The 18767-nt window shown below is 37.6% G+C and carries 20 protein-coding genes; 19 read left to right on the top strand and 1 reads right to left on the bottom strand.

Annotated elements, in window-relative coordinates; genetic code table 11:
• Positions 1-15 precede the first annotated feature (15 nt).
• The 7 genes from AC1Q6O_RS12235 to AC1Q6O_RS12205 all read left to right on the top strand — a co-directional run bounded on the left by AC1Q6O_RS12235 (position 16) and on the right by AC1Q6O_RS12205 (position 6659).
• Entirely contained in the window at positions 16-1380 is a 1365-nt protein-coding gene (locus tag AC1Q6O_RS12235; RefSeq protein ID WP_492401360.1) for a replication initiation and membrane attachment family protein, read from the top strand.
• Between the two features lie 27 nt (positions 1381-1407).
• Positions 1408-2337: a primosomal protein DnaI gene (gene dnaI, locus AC1Q6O_RS12230; protein ID WP_492401433.1), complete on the top strand. Its 930-nt coding sequence runs from the start codon at positions 1408-1410 to the stop codon at positions 2335-2337.
• A 429-nt stretch (positions 2338-2766) separates the two neighbouring features.
• Positions 2767-4698 (top strand): threonine--tRNA ligase, encoded by a 1932-nt coding sequence (thrS, locus tag AC1Q6O_RS12225; RefSeq protein WP_036119505.1) that lies wholly within the window; start codon positions 2767-2769, stop codon positions 4696-4698.
• A 414-nt stretch (positions 4699-5112) separates the two neighbouring features.
• Positions 5113-5616 (top strand): translation initiation factor IF-3, encoded by a 504-nt coding sequence (gene infC / locus AC1Q6O_RS12220; protein ID WP_025114499.1) that lies wholly within the window; start codon positions 5113-5115, stop codon positions 5614-5616.
• Positions 5617-5647: 31 nt separating this feature from the next.
• Positions 5648-5848, top strand: coding sequence for a 50S ribosomal protein L35 (gene rpmI / locus AC1Q6O_RS12215; RefSeq protein ID WP_004226312.1), 201 nt, complete (start codon positions 5648-5650; stop codon positions 5846-5848).
• Between the two features lie 55 nt (positions 5849-5903).
• Positions 5904-6263 carry a 50S ribosomal protein L20 gene (rplT, locus tag AC1Q6O_RS12210; protein ID WP_004226314.1) on the top strand — a complete coding sequence of 120 codons (360 nt, stop codon included), beginning with the start codon at positions 5904-5906 and terminating at the stop codon, positions 6261-6263.
• A gap of 132 nt (positions 6264-6395) precedes the next feature.
• Positions 6396-6659: a DUF1294 domain-containing protein gene (locus tag AC1Q6O_RS12205; RefSeq protein WP_008179262.1), complete on the top strand. Its 264-nt coding sequence runs from the start codon at positions 6396-6398 to the stop codon at positions 6657-6659.
• Between the two features lie 27 nt (positions 6660-6686).
• Here AC1Q6O_RS12205 and AC1Q6O_RS12200 read toward each other — a convergent pair whose 3' ends face one another.
• Complete coding sequence (locus AC1Q6O_RS12200; protein WP_008179260.1) at positions 6687-7079, bottom strand: hypothetical protein; 393 nt, start codon at positions 7077-7079, stop codon at positions 6687-6689.
• Positions 7080-7184: 105 nt separating this feature from the next.
• Between AC1Q6O_RS12200 and AC1Q6O_RS12195 the strand changes: the two genes are divergently transcribed.
• The 12 genes from AC1Q6O_RS12195 to AC1Q6O_RS12140 all read left to right on the top strand — a co-directional run bounded on the left by AC1Q6O_RS12195 (position 7185) and on the right by AC1Q6O_RS12140 (position 18749).
• On the top strand, positions 7185-7670 hold the full coding sequence (locus AC1Q6O_RS12195; protein ID WP_090002320.1) for a dUTP diphosphatase: 486 nt from the start codon (positions 7185-7187) through the stop codon (positions 7668-7670).
• Positions 7671-7767: 97 nt separating this feature from the next.
• Positions 7768-8856, top strand: coding sequence for a M42 family metallopeptidase (locus tag AC1Q6O_RS12190; protein ID WP_008179256.1), 1089 nt, complete (start codon positions 7768-7770; stop codon positions 8854-8856).
• Positions 8857-9070: 214 nt separating this feature from the next.
• A complete protein-coding gene (locus tag AC1Q6O_RS12185) occupies positions 9071-10582 on the top strand; it encodes a thiol-activated cytolysin family protein (protein ID WP_089985715.1) in 1512 nt (503 codons plus the stop codon).
• A gap of 313 nt (positions 10583-10895) precedes the next feature.
• Positions 10896-11861, top strand: coding sequence for an ornithine carbamoyltransferase (gene argF / locus AC1Q6O_RS12180; RefSeq protein ID WP_043990574.1), 966 nt, complete (start codon positions 10896-10898; stop codon positions 11859-11861).
• 304 nt (positions 11862-12165) lie between these two features.
• The gene (locus AC1Q6O_RS12175) at positions 12166-13062 is read left to right on the top strand and encodes a LysR family transcriptional regulator (RefSeq protein ID WP_008179249.1); all 897 of its coding nucleotides are present in this window, start codon (positions 12166-12168) and stop codon (positions 13060-13062) included.
• 185 nt (positions 13063-13247) lie between these two features.
• Entirely contained in the window at positions 13248-14576 is a 1329-nt protein-coding gene (locus AC1Q6O_RS12170; protein ID WP_043990573.1) for an LLM class flavin-dependent oxidoreductase, read from the top strand.
• Between the two features lie 46 nt (positions 14577-14622).
• Positions 14623-15636 (top strand): LLM class flavin-dependent oxidoreductase, encoded by a 1014-nt coding sequence (locus tag AC1Q6O_RS12165; protein ID WP_090002318.1) that lies wholly within the window; start codon positions 14623-14625, stop codon positions 15634-15636.
• A gap of 12 nt (positions 15637-15648) precedes the next feature.
• Positions 15649-15927 carry a glutaredoxin family protein gene (locus AC1Q6O_RS12160; RefSeq protein ID WP_008179243.1) on the top strand — a complete coding sequence of 93 codons (279 nt, stop codon included), beginning with the start codon at positions 15649-15651 and terminating at the stop codon, positions 15925-15927.
• 19 nt (positions 15928-15946) lie between these two features.
• Positions 15947-16771, top strand: coding sequence for a transporter substrate-binding domain-containing protein (locus AC1Q6O_RS12155; RefSeq protein ID WP_090002316.1), 825 nt, complete (start codon positions 15947-15949; stop codon positions 16769-16771).
• A gap of 24 nt (positions 16772-16795) precedes the next feature.
• Positions 16796-17500 (top strand): amino acid ABC transporter permease, encoded by a 705-nt coding sequence (locus tag AC1Q6O_RS12150; protein ID WP_090002314.1) that lies wholly within the window; start codon positions 16796-16798, stop codon positions 17498-17500.
• An 11-nt stretch (positions 17501-17511) separates the two neighbouring features.
• Positions 17512-18219: an amino acid ABC transporter permease gene (locus AC1Q6O_RS12145; protein WP_090002312.1), complete on the top strand. Its 708-nt coding sequence runs from the start codon at positions 17512-17514 to the stop codon at positions 18217-18219.
• Between the two features lie 17 nt (positions 18220-18236).
• A complete protein-coding gene (locus AC1Q6O_RS12140; protein WP_025114512.1) occupies positions 18237-18749 on the top strand; it encodes a GNAT family N-acetyltransferase in 513 nt (170 codons plus the stop codon).
• The last annotated feature ends 18 nt before the right edge of the window (positions 18750-18767 follow it).

The following is an 18767-nucleotide window of genomic DNA, read 5'->3' as shown; positions in this document are numbered from 1 at the left end:
AAATAGAGAGGATGAATGACGTTGATTCATTTATTTAAGGAATTGCAGCCTGGCGATCCTTTTGACATTCGTCTACCTCATGCATTTTCTACTCAAGAGCGTCAATTAGTAACATTATTCTATCAACCGTTAACGGGCTCAGACCCTATTAGCCTTTATTTAACTTTATGGGCAGAAGCAGAACAGATACCAAAGACGCAAATGACACATTATTATTTAATGAATGTGCTCGGTCTGCCTATTGGTAAAGTGTTTGAGGCACGTATAGCCCTTGAAGCGATTGGTTTACTACGTACATGGAAAAAAGAAAATGCTGGTGAGCGAAGTTTTTTATATGAGCTACAGCGCCCATTAGATGCGGAAAGCTTTATGAAAGACCCGTTGTTGTCGATGTTTTTATTTAGCAAAATTGGAGAGCAGGCATATCGTAATTTACGTCAACGTTTTATATACCCTGTGAGGGACGCGGATTTTAAAGATGTATCTCGTGCCTTTATAGATGTCTATAAGCCCGTTCATTCCAATATTCCATCAGATTTACAAGTGGATACGAATCGTAAGGATAAACAACAAAGGGTGTATCCTTTTTATTTGGAGCAATTTGACTTCGATCTGTTGCAAGCAGGTTTATCTGAGCAATTGGTGCCATCCAATTTACTGACATTAGAAGTTCGTGAGGCTATTGCTAAGCTGGCATTTTTATATCGTTTAACAGCGCTTGATATGCAAAAAGTAGTGATTCTTGCTTTGGACGATGATTTAGGGATTTCACAAGAGCGCTTACGCAAGGCAGCTGCTGATTTCTATAAGTTAACGATGTCAAAAGAGCCACCAAAAATAGCGAGAGTTAGCGAGCCGTTGCCAGTAGAAGAAACTGGACAAAAATCAAAGGATCAGGAGCTACAACACTATTTAGAGACTACGGCTCCTATTCAAGTGTTGCGTGACATTAATAATGGGAAAGAACCTTTGCAAACCTCTGTACAACTTGCAGAAAGTTTAATTGTGCAGCACGGCATGCCGATTGGGGTAGTCAATGCGTTACTTGAGTATGTTATGTTAACAACGGATATGAAGTTACCTAAAAAATATGTGGAAACAATTGCGGATCATTGGGTTCGTAAAAATATCCAAACTGCTAAAGAAGCAATGGAACTTGCACGCCAAGAGCATGATAAATATACAACTTGGAAAAACAAACCACAAACAACCACTAAAACGAGCCAGCGAACTAAGGGACGTTCAGGACATCAACGAGAAGAAAAAGTCCCCGAGTGGTTTTATAAACGTGATGAGAAACAAGAGGAAAGTACTTCTAGCACGATAGATTTTGAAAAAGAACGTCAAAAAATATTAGAGATGCTAGGGAAAAGTGAATAGTAAAGAAGGTGAGCAACAATCGAACCTATAAATGGACCATTAAAACGAGCTATTAATGTACCCTCGTTTCAAGAACGCTATGAAGCCATGCGACGTGAAATTTTAGAAAATCCGCGCGTACAAGAATTTCTAGCACATCATGCAGATGAATTAAGCTATGATAATATTGAACGAAATTTACCTAAACTTCATGAATTTATTAGTCAATCTACGGAATGCTGTGGTTGTGATAACACAGAACATTGTACAAACTATTTAAAAGGCTTCCTTCCTACTTTAAGGGTAGTTCGGAATACAGTTGAAATTGATTATGTACGCTGTGAGCAAAAAATTAGAGAAGAAGAGCGTCGGGATGTCGCGAATATGATTGCTAGTATGCATATGCCCAAAGATGTGCTTCAAGCAACGATTCACGATTTAAGTATTGATGATGAGTCTCGAGTGATGATTGCCCAAAAAGCAGCGCAATTTGTTAAAGCGACAAAAGAATCAGGTCATTTACCATCAAAAGGTTTTTACTTATACGGTAAATTCGGCGTAGGGAAGTCTTTTGTACTTGGTGCACTTGCCAATGAATTAGCGTCTATTAAAATACGTTCAGTTGTTGTCTTCGTGCCAGAATTTTTACGGGAAATGAAAAATGCTATTGGCGATAATACATTGAATGAAAAAATAGACTATATTAAAAAGGCTCCTGTTTTAATGCTCGATGATTTAGGGGCAGAAACAATGACCGCATGGACAAGGGATGAAATTTTAGGGACTATTTTCCATTATCGAATGGCTGAACAATTGCCAACGTTTATTACATCTAATTTTAATTATGGAGAATTAGAGCACCATTTAGCCCAATCGCAAAAAGGTGATATTGAGGTTGTCAAGGCGGGCCGTATAATGGAGCGTATTAAAGCCTTAACAGAGCCAATTGAAATGCGTGGCAATAACCGTAGGATGTAACATTGGTAGTTGCATTTTTCGACAATCGAGCGTATACTGACTCATATACTAAATATCAATATGCATTGATGAGGACATGAATTTTGTGTATCAGCTTCTAGAGAGGGAAGTCAACGGCTGAAAGCTTCCTAGTATGAACGCATCATTTACTACCTACTGAGCAGCGAAAGGGATAATCTTTCGCCGGTCCCTAGCCCGTTAGCTAGCCTTGAGCTTCGTCTGACTTGATAAGTCGGAAGGAAGAAGGGTGGAACCACGAGCATACGCTTCGTCCCTTTCCTGAGGGACGGGGCTTTTTTTTATTTTGTGGAGAGATCTCGCTCAATTCGAGTTGAAGAGCGCTCATATAAGCAGCCGTATCACTTGATTCATTAGTCAACATTTCATCAATCATTATGTATTCAACCATAACAAAGGAGTGTAACGAATATGTCAGAAATGATTAAATTAACTTTCCCAGATGGTGCTGTAAAGGAATTTGTAAAAGGTACATCAACAGATGACGTAGCCTTATCAATCAGCCCTGGCTTACGAAAAAAAGCTTACGCAGGTAAAATTAATGGTGTATTAGTAGATTTAAAAACACCAATCGAAGAAGATGCTGCCATTGCCATTATCACACAAGATGATGCAGAAGCACTTGAAATTTTACGTCACTCAACAGCCCACTTAACTGCACAGGCAATTAAACGTTTATTCCCTGATGTAAAGCTTGGTATTGGACCTGTTATCGATGGTGGGTTCTACTACGATATTGATTCTCCTACACCAATCACTGCCGAAGATCTACCAGCAATTGAAAAGGAAATGAAAAAAATTATTGCTGAAAATCTAGAGGTAGAACGTAAAAATGTAAGTCGTGCGGAAGCACAAGCGATGTATGAAGAAATTGGCGATGAATATAAACTAGAATTACTAGAAGCAATCCCTGCAGATGAGCAAGTGTCCATTTATTATCAAGGGGAATTTTTCGATCTTTGCCGTGGTATTCACGTACCATCTACTGGTAAACTTCGCGAATTCAAGCTGTTATCATTAGCAGGTGCCTATTGGAGAGGAAACTCTGATAACAAAATGCTACAACGTATTTATGGTACGGCGTTCTTCAAAAAAGAAGAATTAAAACATCACCTACAAATGCTAGAAGAAGCAAAAGAACGTGATCACCGTAAAATCGGGAAGGAATTAGAGCTATTTACAACTTCTCAAAAGGTGGGCCAAGGTTTACCACTTTGGTTACCAAATGGTGCAACAATTCGTCGTGTTATTGAGCGTTATATCGTCGATAAAGAATTATCTCTTGGATATAAGCATGTTTATACACCTGTATTAGGTTCAAAAGAGCTTTATCAAACTTCAGGTCACTGGGATCATTACCAAGATTCTATTTTCCCACCAATGGAAATGGACAACGAGACATTAATCATGCGTCCAATGAACTGTCCTCACCATATGATGGTTTACAAAAATAGCATGCATTCTTACCGTAGTTTACCATTACGTATTGCAGAGCTTGGTACAATGCACCGCTATGAAATGTCAGGAGCAGTTTCTGGCCTACAGCGTGTACGTGGAATGACTTTAAACGATGCACATATCTTTGTTCGCCCAGACCAAATTAAAGCAGAGTTCCAAAAAGTAGTGCAGTTAATCTTAGAGGTGTATAAAGATTTCGATTTAAATGATTATTCATTCCGTTTATCGTATCGCGACCCTGCAGATACTGAAAAATACTTCAATGATGATGCTATGTGGGAAAAAGCACAAAGCATGTTAAAAGAAGCAATGGATGAGCTTGGCTTAGATTACTTCGAGGCAGAAGGTGAAGCAGCATTCTATGGCCCTAAACTGGATGTGCAAGTAAAAACAGCGATTGGTAAAGAAGAAACTTTATCAACTGTTCAGCTAGACTTCTTATTACCAGAACGTTTCGATTTAAGTTACGTTGGAGAAGATGGCAAACCACATCGTCCAGTCGTAATTCACCGCGGCGTTGTCTCAACAATGGAACGTTTCGTTGCATTCTTAATTGAAGAATATAAAGGTGCATTCCCAACTTGGTTAGCTCCAGTGCAAGTAGAAGTCATTCCAGTATCGAATGAAGCTCACTTCGATTATGCAAAACAAATTGAAGAGCAATTAACAGCAGCGGGCTTACGTGTGGAAATGGATGATCGTGAAGAAAAATTAGGCTATAAAATCCGTGAAGCACAAATGAAAAAGATTCCGTATATGCTTGTCATTGGTGATAAAGAAGTTGAAGCTAATGGTGTAAATGTTCGCCGTTATGGCTCTAAAGATTCCGAAACAATTAGCTTTGAGAATTTCCTAGCAGCTATAAAAGCGGAAATTACAAAATAATCTTTCATAAAAAATCTCACTTGCATAAGTGAGGTTTTTTGTATAAAATGAATCTTGCTGTTGTATAAATTATTTAAGATTAGGTCAATCTAGGTATGATAAGAAAATTAGTGTTTGACAGCTTATCATATACATGCTAATATAATTAAGGTTAATGAATACAAAGTTTGTGGTTGAAGTAGAGGCTGCCCGCTTCTCACCTGATACAACGCTTTAAAGGCTGTGAACAGGTATGACACGTTGAATTGTTTTGCGTAGACTTGCGCATGCACATATAGCGGGCGGACATCTTCAAAAATGTCCGTCCTTTTTTTATGGACATGACAAGAGGATGTACCGTTCAACCGGGCAAGGCTTTGCCCAAACCATGTATTCGCGACAACTACTTGGAGGTGGATTACTATTAGCAAAGACATGTATGTAAACGAAGGCATTCGCGCACGTGAACTTCGATTAATCGATCACAATGGTGACCAGCTTGGTGTAAAGACACGTAATGAAGCGCTAGAAATCGCCACTCGTGTAAACTTGGATCTTGTCCTTGTGGCCCCTCAAGCCAAGCCGCCAGTCGCTCGTATCATGGACTATGGTAAATTTAAGTTTGAACAGCAAAAGAAAGACCGTGAAATTCGTAAAAATCAAAAGGTCATCGTAATGAAAGAGGTTCGTCTGAGCCCATCAATCGATGAACATGATTTCCAAACGAAGTTACGTAATGCGATTAAATTCCTTGAAAAAGGCGATAAAGTAAAATGTAGCCTACGTTTCAAAGGTCGTGCGATTACACACAAAGATATTGGTCAACGTGTGTTAGATCGTTTTGCTGAAGCTTGTGCTGAAGTATCAACGGTAGAACAAAAACCGAAGATGGAAGGCCGAAGCATGTTCTTAGTTCTTCAACCAAAGAACGAGAAATAATATTAGACGAACAGTTTAGGAGGAATTCGACATGCCAAAAATGAAAACTCACCGTGGAGCTGCGAAACGTTTCAAAAAAACGGGTTCAGGTAAATTAAAATATGACCGTGCTTATGGAAGCCACTTATTCGCTAACAAATCTACGAAACAAAAACGTCACCTACGTAAAGCAAACATCGTTTCATCTGGTGACTTCAAACGCATCAAATCTTTACTTGTTTACATGAAATAATTGACTACAAAAATACTAACATTCATTTTTTAATGAAAAGCAGGAGGTAATTCATATGCCACGCGTAAAAGGCGGAACAGTGACGCGCAAACGTCGTAAAAAAGTATTAAAATTAGCTAAAGGTTACTATGGTTCAAAACATACATTATATAAAGTTGCCAACCAAGCAGTAATGAAGTCAGGTCAATATGCATACCGTGACCGTCGTCAGAAAAAACGTGATTTCCGTAAATTATGGATCACTCGTATTAACGCAGCTGCTCGTATGAACGGTCTTTCTTACAGCCGTTTAATGCACGGTTTAAAAGTTGCTGGTATCGAAGTTAACCGTAAAATGTTAGCTGACCTTGCGGTAACTGATGCTGCTGCATTCACTCAATTAGCAGACGCTGCTAAAAAAGCTGTAGCTAAATAATATTTGACCCAGTTAAATATTATTTCTCCACCGAAAGCGGATGCGACAGGTGTAAAAAAGGCTGATGGATTTTTCCATCAGTCTTTTTTGTGTTAGATTAATAATATACGTTTGTTAATAAAGGAGTAGAGAATGGGACAAGCATTATTAGCTTATATGAGTATTATATCGATGGTGTTACTCATTTTAATGGGTATGGACAAATCACGTGCTAAAAAGCATGAATGGCGTATTGCAGAGCGTACTTTGTTTACACTAGCCATCGTAGGAGGGGCAGTAGGCGGAGTGCTTGGCATGTATTTATTCCGTCATAAAACACGCCATAATAGTTTTGCATTTGGATTTCCTCTACTTGCAGCCATCCAAATATTTATTATCGTACAGCTTTGGATATAAATGAAAACATTTTAAAACACATCCTCATCAAGAGGATGTGTTACGCATAAGCTGTTCAATGGGCTGCTTCCAATTGATTTTCGCACTTGGATAATTCAATAGAATTTCTTGCTGTAAATATTCAAAGTCGCCTTTTGTAAAGCCCTGCAATGTTGCAGTATCACGTGCACCAACAAAAATAGTGACAACCTCGAAGGCATCCTCAGTGGTGCCTAAGTATTTTTCGCCTTCAAAAAGAGCACCCTTATAGGAAATAAAGAAATTTTTCCGGACGTTTTTAACGTCATCATAAAAGTAATATTGGCCTTTTTCATAGGCTTCATCAAGTTTGCGTTTAGGATCAGTTATATAACGAATCGCTTTATAAAATACATAAATAATAAGCGCAATTACAGCAAGTCGAATAAGTAACGGCAACATGTTTAAATTTCCCCCTTGAAGAAAGGTTATTCTTTCCTATACGATTAGGGAGGTCAAATAGTTTCACTTTTATTTAAATATTTTTTAGAAATTTAGGAGAAAAAAATGAATATACAACAATTGTTTATGATGCAAAAAGAGCTGGATGATTTTATTGAGCAAACTCAAAATATTCAGCAAGATGTATTTCAAGAAAAAGGACTAGCATTAATGGTAGAGCTAGCTGAGCTAGCCAATGAAACGCGCTGCTTTAAATTTTGGAGCACAAAAGGGCCATCAGCACGAGAAGTCATTTTAGAAGAATATGTGGATTCTATTCATTTTATCCTTTCCTTAGGCTTATTAAAGAACTATACAACAATCGAAAAGTGGCCAGTGATAGAAGAACAGAGACATTTAACAGCAACATTTTTAGAGACACAAGGTGCTATTTTAGCATTTATCCAACAACCGACAAAGGATCGATATCTAGCAATTTGGCAATGCTATGGTTTACTTGCGTACAATCTTGGTTTTACCTTCGAAGATGTAGTTCGTGCGTATATTGAAAAAAACGAGGAAAATTATAATCGTCAACGGACAGGATATTAAATAATTAAGAAATACACCAATTTTCAGACGATTAAGCTAGGAATATTTCGGTAAACGAAGTATAATAAAATAGATACAAGACGTAGGAGGCAAAAGGATGACACAACTAGATCCAACATTACAAATGTTTAAAGATTTAACAGATGCAAATGGTATTGCAGGCAATGAACGTGCACCACGTGAGGTCATGAAAAAATATATTGCACCATATGCAGATACTGTAGAAACAGATAACTTAGGTAGTGTAATTGCTAAAAAAGTAGGCGATGAAAACGGTCCTAAAATCGTCGTGGCAGGACATTTAGATGAAGTAGGCTTTATGGTTACACAAATTGATGACAAAGGCTTTATCAAATTCCAAACAGTTGGTGGCTGGTGGAGCCAAGTTATGCTAGCACAGCGCGTTACAATTACGACACGTAAAGGCGATGAAGTAATTGGGGTTATCGGTTCAAAACCACCTCATATTTTACCTGCTGATGTGCGCAATAAAGTAGTAGACATTAAAGATATGTTTATTGATATTGGTGCCGCTTCTAAAGATGAAGTGCTTGAGTGGGGCGTACGTCCTGGCGATATGGTAACACCATATTTCGAATTTAATGTGATGAAAAATGAAAAATATCTATTAGCAAAAGCTTGGGATAATCGCATTGGTTGTGCCATTGCTATTGATGTAATGAAAGCTTTACAAAATGAAAAACATCCTAATATTCTTTATTCAGTAGGAAATGTGCAAGAAGAAGTTGGACTTCGTGGAGCTAAAACGGCAACACATAAAATCCAACCGGATATTGGATTTGCAGTTGATGTAGGTGTAGCGGGAGATACTCCAGGAGTAACAGCTAAAGAATCAACTAGTAAAATGGGTGCAGGCCCTCAAATCGTTGTGTATGATGCATCTATGGTATCACACCGTGGCTTACGTGAATTCGTATTAGACGTAGCGGACGAGAACAATATTCCATACCAGTTTGAAGCAATGGCTGGCGGTGGTACAGATGCTGGCTCTATCCACGTAACAGCAAATGGCGTACCAGCATTATCCATCGGTATTGCGACACGCTACATTCATTCACATGCAGGTATCCTACATCGTGATGATTATGATAATGCCGTAAAATTAATGGTGGAAGTCATTAAAAAATTAGATCGAGATGCAGTCAATAAAATTACATTCGATTAATTGAATGGAAAAAAACTAAATAGAATTACATGCGGTTTGCCTTCTAACTAAAATGTTAGGAGGCTTTTTTTATTAAAAAAGGAATCGCAACGATTTAACATAATAGTTATGAATATTAATCATAAGTACATGTTATGAGCACGATGAAAATGAAACGAAAATACTATATTTAAAAATTATTTTTATATGGTATAATTTCCTATAAAAGGAGTGGATTTATTTGGGAATTCGAAAAACAATCAAGTTTTTACTATGTTTATCTATTAGTTTATGCCTTCTAACTTATCCAAGTATTTCATTAGCTGAAACACTTGATACTAATAGTTCTAGTGATATTGATACGGGTATAGCAAACTTGAATTACAACAACAGGGAAATATTAGCAGTGAATGGTGACAGGGTTGATAGCTTTGTTCCTAAAGAAGGAGTTAGCTCAAATGATAAATTTATAGTGGTGGAGCGTAACAAGAAATCACTGACAACCTCACCAGTGGATATATCAATTATTGATTCTATGGCGAATCGAACATATCCAGGAGCATTACAACTTGCCAACCAAGCTTTTGTAGACAATCAACCTAGCTTATTGGTGGCTAAAAGAAAACCATTAAATATTAGCATTGATTTACCTGGTATGAAAAGGGAAAATACTTTGACTGTGGATAATCCGACATATGGAAATGTATCTGGTGCAGTGGATGAGTTAGTGTCTACTTGGAGTGAGAAGTATTCCACAACACATACTTTGCCTGCAAGACTACAATATTCAGAATCTATGGTTTATAGCAAATCTCAAATAGCAAGCGCTTTGAATGTAAACGCTCAAGTTCTCGACAATTCGCTGGGGATTGACTTTAATGCGATTGCGAATGGAGAGAAAAAAGTGATGGTTGCGGCATACAAACAGATTTTTTATACCGTAAGTGCTGAATTGCCTAACAATCCATCAGACCTTTTCGATGATAGCGTTAATTTTGCAGAGTTAACTCGTAAAGGAGTAAACAATGATGCCCCTCCTGTTATGGTGTCGAATGTAGCCTATGGGAGAACCATTTATGTGAAATTAGAAACAAGCTCAAAGAGTAAGGATGTACAAGCTGCTTTTAAAGCATTACTGAAGAATGCTAATACGAATGTAGAAACTAGTGCACAATACAAGGATATTTTTGAGGAAAGTTCCTTTACGGCTGTAGTATTAGGCGGAGATTCACAAAAGCATAATCAAATTGTCTCAAAGGACTTTAATGATATTAGAGAAGTAATTAAAGATAATGGAGAATTTAGTCTTAAAAATCCAGGCTATCCAATCTCATATACAAGTGTTTTCTTAAAGGATCATTCAATTGCTGCTGTTCATAATAATACAGATTATATCGAGACGACAGCTACGGAATATTCTAAAGGAAAGATCATCCTCGATCATTATGGTGCATACGTTGCTCAATTTGAAGTAGCTTGGGACGAATTCTCATATGATGAAAATGGAAATGAAGTATTAACCCATAAAACTTGGGATGGCAATTGGAAGGACAAAACCGCTCATTTCTCTACAGTCATACCGCTTCCGGCTAATTCAAAAAATATAAGAATTTATGCAAGAGAATGTACAGGTCTTGCATGGGAATGGTGGAGAACGGTTATTGATGAATATAATGTTCCAATGTCTAATGAAATCAAAGTCTCCATTGGAGGAACTACATTATACCCAACAGGTAGTATCGAGTAAGTAGCAATATATAAAGGTAATGACATGTATAAAGAAATTTTACCTCCTAACAAATTATTGTTAGGAGGTTTTTAACGCTTTCAAATTCTTTCAATAACTGCTCTCCCTTTTCTTTCTTTATTCTTAACCCCTTTCTTTCAGTGAATTTCTACAAAGAATTCAATCGTAAAAATGGTTGATATGAATAAATATTCAAATTGACGAATTTTTGTCACATTTAATATTTCCTTAATAAAATTATAAAAATTCATTTGATTTTATATTTATGCATGTTATACTGATTTCAACAGCAATGATACAAGGAGCGAAGGCCATGAAATTACTCGAAGAAGTACAGCTAAAGTTAGTTTCTAGTTTAAAAGGAAAAGACCTATTAACTTTGCTAGACTATACAAGTCAAGAAGTTGCAGAACTTATTGAATTAGCAACACAGCTTAAAATGATTACCAAAGAGGGGAAATGCCCAAGATTATTAGAAGGCAAAACACTTGGTATGATTTTTGAAAAACATTCAACGCGTACTCGTATTTCATTTGAAGTCGGTATGAATCAGCTAGGTGGAAAAAGTATGTTTATGCATGCGCGCGATTTACAAATAGGTCGTGGTGAATCCATTTACGATACAGCACATGTCTTATCAGGCTATTTGGATGGCATTATGATCCGAGCAAATTCCCATGCAATGGTGAGGGAACTAGCAGAGCATGCAACTATTCCTGTTATCAATGGATTAACAGATATTTATCATCCATGCCAAGCTTTAGCGGATTTAGAAACAATTGCAGAGAACAAAGGTTTTTTAAAGGGGCTTAAAATTGCCTATGTGGGAGATGGCAACAACGTAGCACATTCTTTAATAGTTGCTTCAGCACATGTTGGGATGAATGTAGCTGTGGCGACACCAGCGGGCTATGAATGTGATGCGGAAGTTATCGCTAAAGCACAAGCAATTGCCGCGGCAAATGGCAGCACGATTCTGGTGACACATGACCCTGTGGAAGCGGTATTAAATGCAGATGTTGTTTATGCAGATGTTTGGACATCAATGGGGCAAGAGGAAGAAGCAGCAAAACGTTTGCAAGATTTTGCAGATTACCAAATTAATGATGAGCTTGTAGCGTATGCAAAACCGAACTACATGTTTCTGCACTGCTTGCCAGCACATCGTGAGGAAGAAGTGGCAACATCTGTTATTGATGGCCCTAATTCTTATATTTTTGAGCAAGCTGAGAACCGACTTCATGCACAGAAAGCAGTTCTTGCATCGATTCTAGCGTAAAATGTGACCTTTATTTTCGGGGTGAGAAGTACAATAAATAGAGTTTACATGGGCAACAGAGGGTGCCTATGTGAATAACATACAGTGGCTGACAGACAGAGGGATGTTCACCACGCGCGATGCTTGTTGTCAAGATGGATGGCTACATCGCTACATAGTTAAGTAACCTGGGAGACGCTGGGTTACTTTTTTCTTTTGTATCGAGGGGTATAGGACTAAAAACTAAGTTTTCCTATAAAATATAGAGAATATAAAGAATTATTTATATAATAGAGTAACTAAGGAGTGAAGGGATGGAATTCACATGAATATAGATCATATCGAGGCTTTTTTATATGTTGTCCATTATAAGAGTACGCATAAGGCAGCCAGCGCCTTGTTTCTTTCTCAACCGACTGTGACTGCACGCATCAAATCATTGGAGCGGGAGCTAGGGGTTGAGTTATTTTATCGAGAGGGACGAAGTGTAACCTTATCAGATAAAGGCAAAGATTTCTTACCTTTTGCGACTCAAATCGTACAAACATTTCAGCAAGGAAAGAAGCAATTGGAAAAGACACAGGAAACAGATGATGTATGTATTGGTGCAAATGGCGTAACAGCCCAATATTTTTTAGCGTATGCGTTGCCTAAATGGAAAGAACAATTTCCTAATTTACGTTTTCAATTGGTGACAGGTTCAACAGCTACTCTATTAGAGAAATTAGAGAGTCACCAAATTCATGTAGCTTTTATTCAGTATGTGCACAGAGAAGGGATATTCAACGAGTTATTATTAGATAATGCGGTGAAGCTTGTGAAGCATTGTGAACACCCATTACCACAATATGAATGCATCGAAGCGAAAGAATTGGCACAACAGAAGCTGGTGTTTTTTGAGTGTGGAGCGTTTGATTGGAATTATGTGCATAAAATGTTCGACATAAAGGGTGTAGCAGCCAATATAGAGGTTCGAACCGACCATTTAGAGGTCGCTAAGGCTTTCATTCGCACAAAAAACTATATTAGCTTTTTACCACAGCTTTGTGTCAAAAATGAACTTGAAAGCGGCGAATTTATTGAAGTAGATATCAAGCATTTACTGGATATGAATCAACATATCTTCCTAACTTATAAAAATAAAGATGCATTGACTTCAGCTTTTTGGGAGACAATCTGTCATACAGCGAAGGATTTTGAAAGGGTACAAATGGTGGAGTGATAAAATTTTTTATATAAACGCTAAATTTTTTCTATTACTGAACCTATTGCAAATTGTCTGAATGAACTGTAATATCATTCTCAATCCAAATTTATTTATGAGTGATCGTAAATAAATATTTTTTTAACACTAAAACATACTTAACCACTATGTTTAGTAAAAAATAAAAATGAGGAGGAATGGATATGGCTAGACAAGACAAAATTCGTTTTGGAGCAATTATTCACGGGGTAGGTGGTAATATTTCAAGTTGGCGTCATCCCAAGGTAGCGAGCAATCAAAGTGTCAACCTACCTTTTTATATTCAACAGGCACAAAAGGCAGAGGAAGGGAAATTTGATGTTGCTTTTATTGCGGATGGCTTATTTATTAATGATAAATCGATTCCTCATTTTTTAAATCGTTTTGAGCCTATTACGATATTATCAGCATTGGCTGTAGCAACTAACAATATTGGGTTAGTTGGAACGGTATCGACTTCCTATAGCGAACCATTCACAGTGGCACGCCAGTTTGCTTCTTTAGATCATATTAGTGCAGGGCGTGCAGGCTGGAATGTTGTCACTACTCCTTTAGAAAGTACTGCTTTGAACTACAATAAAACGATTGAACAACATCCTAGTCATGCAGAACGCTATCAAATCGCTGAAGAATATTTAGAGGTTGTCAAAGGTTTATGGGATTCATGGGAAGATGATGCCTTTATCGCAGATGCCGAAAACGACCAATTTTTTGATCCAGAAAAATTGCACACGCTACATCATAAAGGGCAGTATTTTTCAGTCCAAGGTCCACTTAATATTGGACGAACAAAGCAAGGTCAGCCAGTTATATTCCAGGCTGGTGCATCTGATGCCGGGATTCGGTTGGCTGCCAAGGATGCAGATGCCATTTTTACACATGGAGCATCTATTGAAGAATCTCAAAAATTTTATAAAAGAGTAAAAGCAGAGATTGCAGCATTTGAGCGAAATCCAGATGAGGTAAAGATTTTTCCAGGTATTTCCCCAATCATTGGCGATACAGTTGAGGAAGCAGAGGCAAAATACCAGGAAATTGTTGAATTAGTTTCCATTGACCGTGCTTTGGCTTATCTTGGACGTTATTTTGATCATCATGATTTTACACAATATGATGTGGACGCACTGTTTCCTGAGCTAGGTGATATTGGAGCCAATAGCTTTAGAAGTACGACTGATTATATTAAAAGCTATGCTAAGCAGGAGGGACTTACATTACGTCAAGTCGCTTTACGTGAGGCGACTCCTAAAACAGCATTTTTTGGAACGGCAGAGCAGGTGGCAGATCTTGTACAGGAATGGTTTGAGCAGGAGGCCGCAGATGGCTTCATAATCGGTGTAACGGTACCAGGTGCCTTAGAAGATTTTGTTGATAAAGTAGTACCGATATTACAAGCTAGAGGACTTTATCGAGAAGACTATGAAGCAGATACATTGCGTGGGAATTTAGGTTTGCCATTTAAAGAAAGCCGATACATCAAACAGTCTGTCTAAAAACCGAGTAAATTTATTTGAATAAGTGAAATTAAGGAGGCTGTGTATGAGTTATACATTAGGCATATTAGATCAAAGTCCAATTATTGATGAAGCTACAAATGAGCAAACCTTACAAAAAACCGTCGCATTGGCACAGAAAGCGGAGCAGTTAGGCTACTCACGTTTTTGGGTATCGGAGCATCATCATACGGATGCACTAGCAGGGTCATCTCCAGAAGTATTAGTATCCTATTTACTTGCAAAAACCGCGTCTATTCGCATTGGGTCTGGTGGAGTCATGCTTCAGCATTACAGTCCATACAAAGTAGCTGAAAACTTTCATGTTCTTGCATCATTAGAGCCGGGGCGTGTTGATTTAGGCATTGGGAAGGCACCAGGTGGTTTACCGCTTTCTACAAAAGCTTTACAATATGGCACGCTCAATCAAGGAGAGGACTTTGAGGAGAGACTAACATTTTTACAGCAATTAATTGAACAAAATGTACCTACGAATCATGATCTTCATGGCGTGCAAGCAACACCCATTCCAAAAATAAAGCCGGCTCTATTCTTATTAGGGGCAAGTCCGCAAAGTGCAGAACTTGCAGGGAGACTTGGTATTGCATTTGTCTTTGCCCGATTTATTAATAGCGACAATGAATTATTGGCACAGTCGTCTAGTATTTATCGTGAACATCATCCAAATGGTCACTTTGCTGTCTCGATTGCAGCCGTTGCAGCACCGACAAATAAAGAGGCAAAAGGCTTGATAGAAGACCAAAAAATTACAAAAGTTCATTTAGCAAGCGGTAGGACATTGACTTTACAATCAGTAGAGCTAGCAGAAAAATTTGGGCAGGAATCTGGAGAGGCATATACGGTCAAACAATATGATGCGGATATTGTTTATGGGTCGCCAGAAGAAATTAAAGATCTACTAGATCATTTTCACGTGCAATATCAAATAGATGAATTCATTTTGCACACGCCTGTACGAAAGGAATTTGAACGGCAACGCTCCTTTGAGCTTTTAAGTCCTATTCATTTAAAGCTACAGCAGCAAGTAACGGTAAGCTAAGGAGGAAAATTAATGACAGTGACAAGAGATATCATTGTTTGGTCGAAGCAGGGATGTAGCTATTGTGATGATATAAAAGCGTATTTACATGAACAGCATATTCCTTATAAAACAGTCGATGTAACTAATAATGATACATTTAGAGACATTCTTGACTTAAAATATGGCGTTCGTTATGTGCCGATTGTGGAAATTGGCTCGAGTGAAAGTGGTGTCTATAGAGCCATAACAGAAATTGGATTAGAGCATGTAAAGAATGCACTTGCCGTGGGCTTACCCTCACATATATAGAAGAAGGAGAGGGAAATATATGAAAAAAATATTGTTTTTGCTGTTACTTTTACTGATGACGCTATTAACAGCATGTGCGAGTTCAGAAATATCGGACGGAGGTTCAAATGAACAAAAAACAGCACAAGGTGGGAAAGATGTCCAAAAAATTATTGTCGGTACAGGTACACAATTTCCAAATATTTGTTTTATAGATGAAAAAGGAAACTTAACTGGCTATGATGTAGAACTAGTTCGAGCAATCGATGAAAAGCTACCTGAATATGAATTCGAATTGAAAACAATGGAATTTTCAAATTTATTACTAAGTTTAGAAACAAGAAAAATAGATTTTATTGCCCATCAAATGGAAGTTAATAGTGAACGAGAAGAAAAATTTTTATTTAATAAAGAACCCTATAACGTTTTCCCATTAAAGGTGACCGTTAATGAAAAGAATAATGAGATTCAATCTATTGAAGATTTGAAAGGAAAGAATGTTAGCGTTTCGCCAACAAGTAACTCCGCTGTCTTTATTGAAAAATATAATAAGGACCATCATTTAGGCGCAAATATCGTTTATTCTTCAGGTTCAGTCGATGTGAATAATCAACTGGCAAGTGGCCGTATTGATGCCATTATTACGACACCCTTTGCGGTGAAATACTATAACGAAAGCAATGAGGCACAGCAAAAGGTCGTTGGGGATGCATTATTAAATTCGAAGGTTTATTTCTTATTAAATAAGGATGAAGTGAAGTTACAAGAGCGTCTAGATGAGGCCATTGTTGAGCTAAAGAAAGAGGGAGTGATTAGCGATCTAAGTAAGAAATGGTTAGGAGATGATTACACAGTAGACTTCTAACAATCAGGAAAGGAAGAAAGAAGTATGGATAATAATTTTGATTTCGTACTTATTGCGAAAGTACTTCCGACATTGCTTCAGTATTTACCAGTAACAGCTGAAATACTAGTGTTCTCCATACTTTTTGGTATGGTGCTTGGAATTATGCTAGCTATACCAAAGCTTCTAAACGTAGCGGGATTAAAGCAACTTATTACAATTTATATTTCATTTATTCGTGGCACACCCATTTTAGTGCAGTTGTTTTTAGTATTTTATGGTGTACCAGCACTCCTCAAGCTCATTCATATTGATGTTACTCGAATGGATGCGATGTATTTTGTCATTATTACGTATACTTTGAGCAATGCGGCAGCCTTTGCTGAAATATTTCGTGCAGCTATATTAACTGTTGACCGCGGGCAAATGGAGGCAGCCTATTGTGTGGGATTAAGCGGTCCTCAGGCTTTTCTGCGAATTGTTTTCCCACAAGCAATCCGCGTTGCTTTTCCAAATATAGCGAACACAATGATTAGTTCGTTAAAAGATACATCACTCGCTTTTTCCATAGGTGTAATGGATATGGTTGGGCGTGGAGAAGCTTTAATCGCGTCCACAACTCGGGCATTTGAAATATATGTGGCATTATCGATCGTTTACTTTGCGATTGTCATAATTCTTGAAAAAATATTCAAATTCAATGAACGTTATTTCAACCGCTATATGCCAAAAGAAGTTGCCACTCATTAGGGGGAAGTACTATGACCATTGATATTGCATTTGTGTTGGTGGCTTTACGAGAAATTAGTAGAGTAATACCGCTAACTCTATTCATGACATTTACACCTGTTTTATTAGGTATTGTAATAGGAATACTTATAGCCTTTGTGCGGATAAAACAAATAATATTTTTGACACCCTTCTTAAATTTTTATGTTTCCTTTTTCAGAGGCACACCTATTATAATGCATATCATGCTTGTTTATTTTGGATTACCCATGCTAGTCGATGTTGTGTCCAATATTTTCCACTTATCATTTCAATCCAGCTCCATTCCAATATTATTTTTTGTCATACTTGCACTAACATTCAGTGCAGGTGCTTATGCATCGGAAATTATTCGTTCTGGTATTTTAAGTGTACCGAAAGGGCAATTGGAAGCGGCGTATGCAATAGGTTTAACCTTTACACAAGCAATGCGACGTTATATTTTACCCCAAGCATTTGGTAAGTCCATTCCTAACTTTACGAATGTCTTTATTGGTTTTTTACATGCTACATCATTAGCCTTTTTTCTGTCGATTAAAGAATTGACAGGAGTGGCGAACATTGTTGCTTCTGTGAACTTGAAGTTTTTAGAGGCTTTCATTGCGGTTGGTATCATTTATTGGGGGATTTCAATTATTACAGAATGGATCTCACATCGTATTGAAAAAAGAGTAACGGCCTATAGTAAAAGTGGCTTATAGTAGAAAGGGGATAATATATGACAATAGCGGAAATTGTTATTGAACATTTACAAGAGGAAGATTATGCAAATTATCTTGAGGTTTTAGTAGAAAGCTATGGGCAATATGAAAAGGATTATAAGGACCCAGAGAACTGGGCTTCGTATTTAAATGATATTCGAGCATCCGTTGGCAATCCAAACGCCGAAACGATACTAGTTGCAAAGCGAGGGGATGAGATTTTAGGAGGACTACAATTATTTACCGATGCGGAGAAAGCATATGGGCTGCCTGAGCTTAATATTCAATCGACCATCGTGCGTTTATTGGGGGTCCATCCAAAAGGGAGAGGGCAGGGAGTGGCCAAGAAATTATTACAGGAAAGCTTTTCCTTTGCAAGAAAGAGACAGGATCAAGCCCTATATTTGCATTCAGGAGATATTATGCAGGCTGCCATTAATCTTTATTTATCATTAGGTTTTGTAAGAGACGAGTCGAAGGAATTTTATAAGGGAGATATATTAGTAAAGAGCTTCCGTTATGATTTATAAATAAAAACCGCTGATTAT

Source organism: Lysinibacillus sp. GW823-FHT06C08, from assembly GCF_058795135.1.
This window is presented reverse-complemented; position numbering and strand designations above follow the sequence as displayed.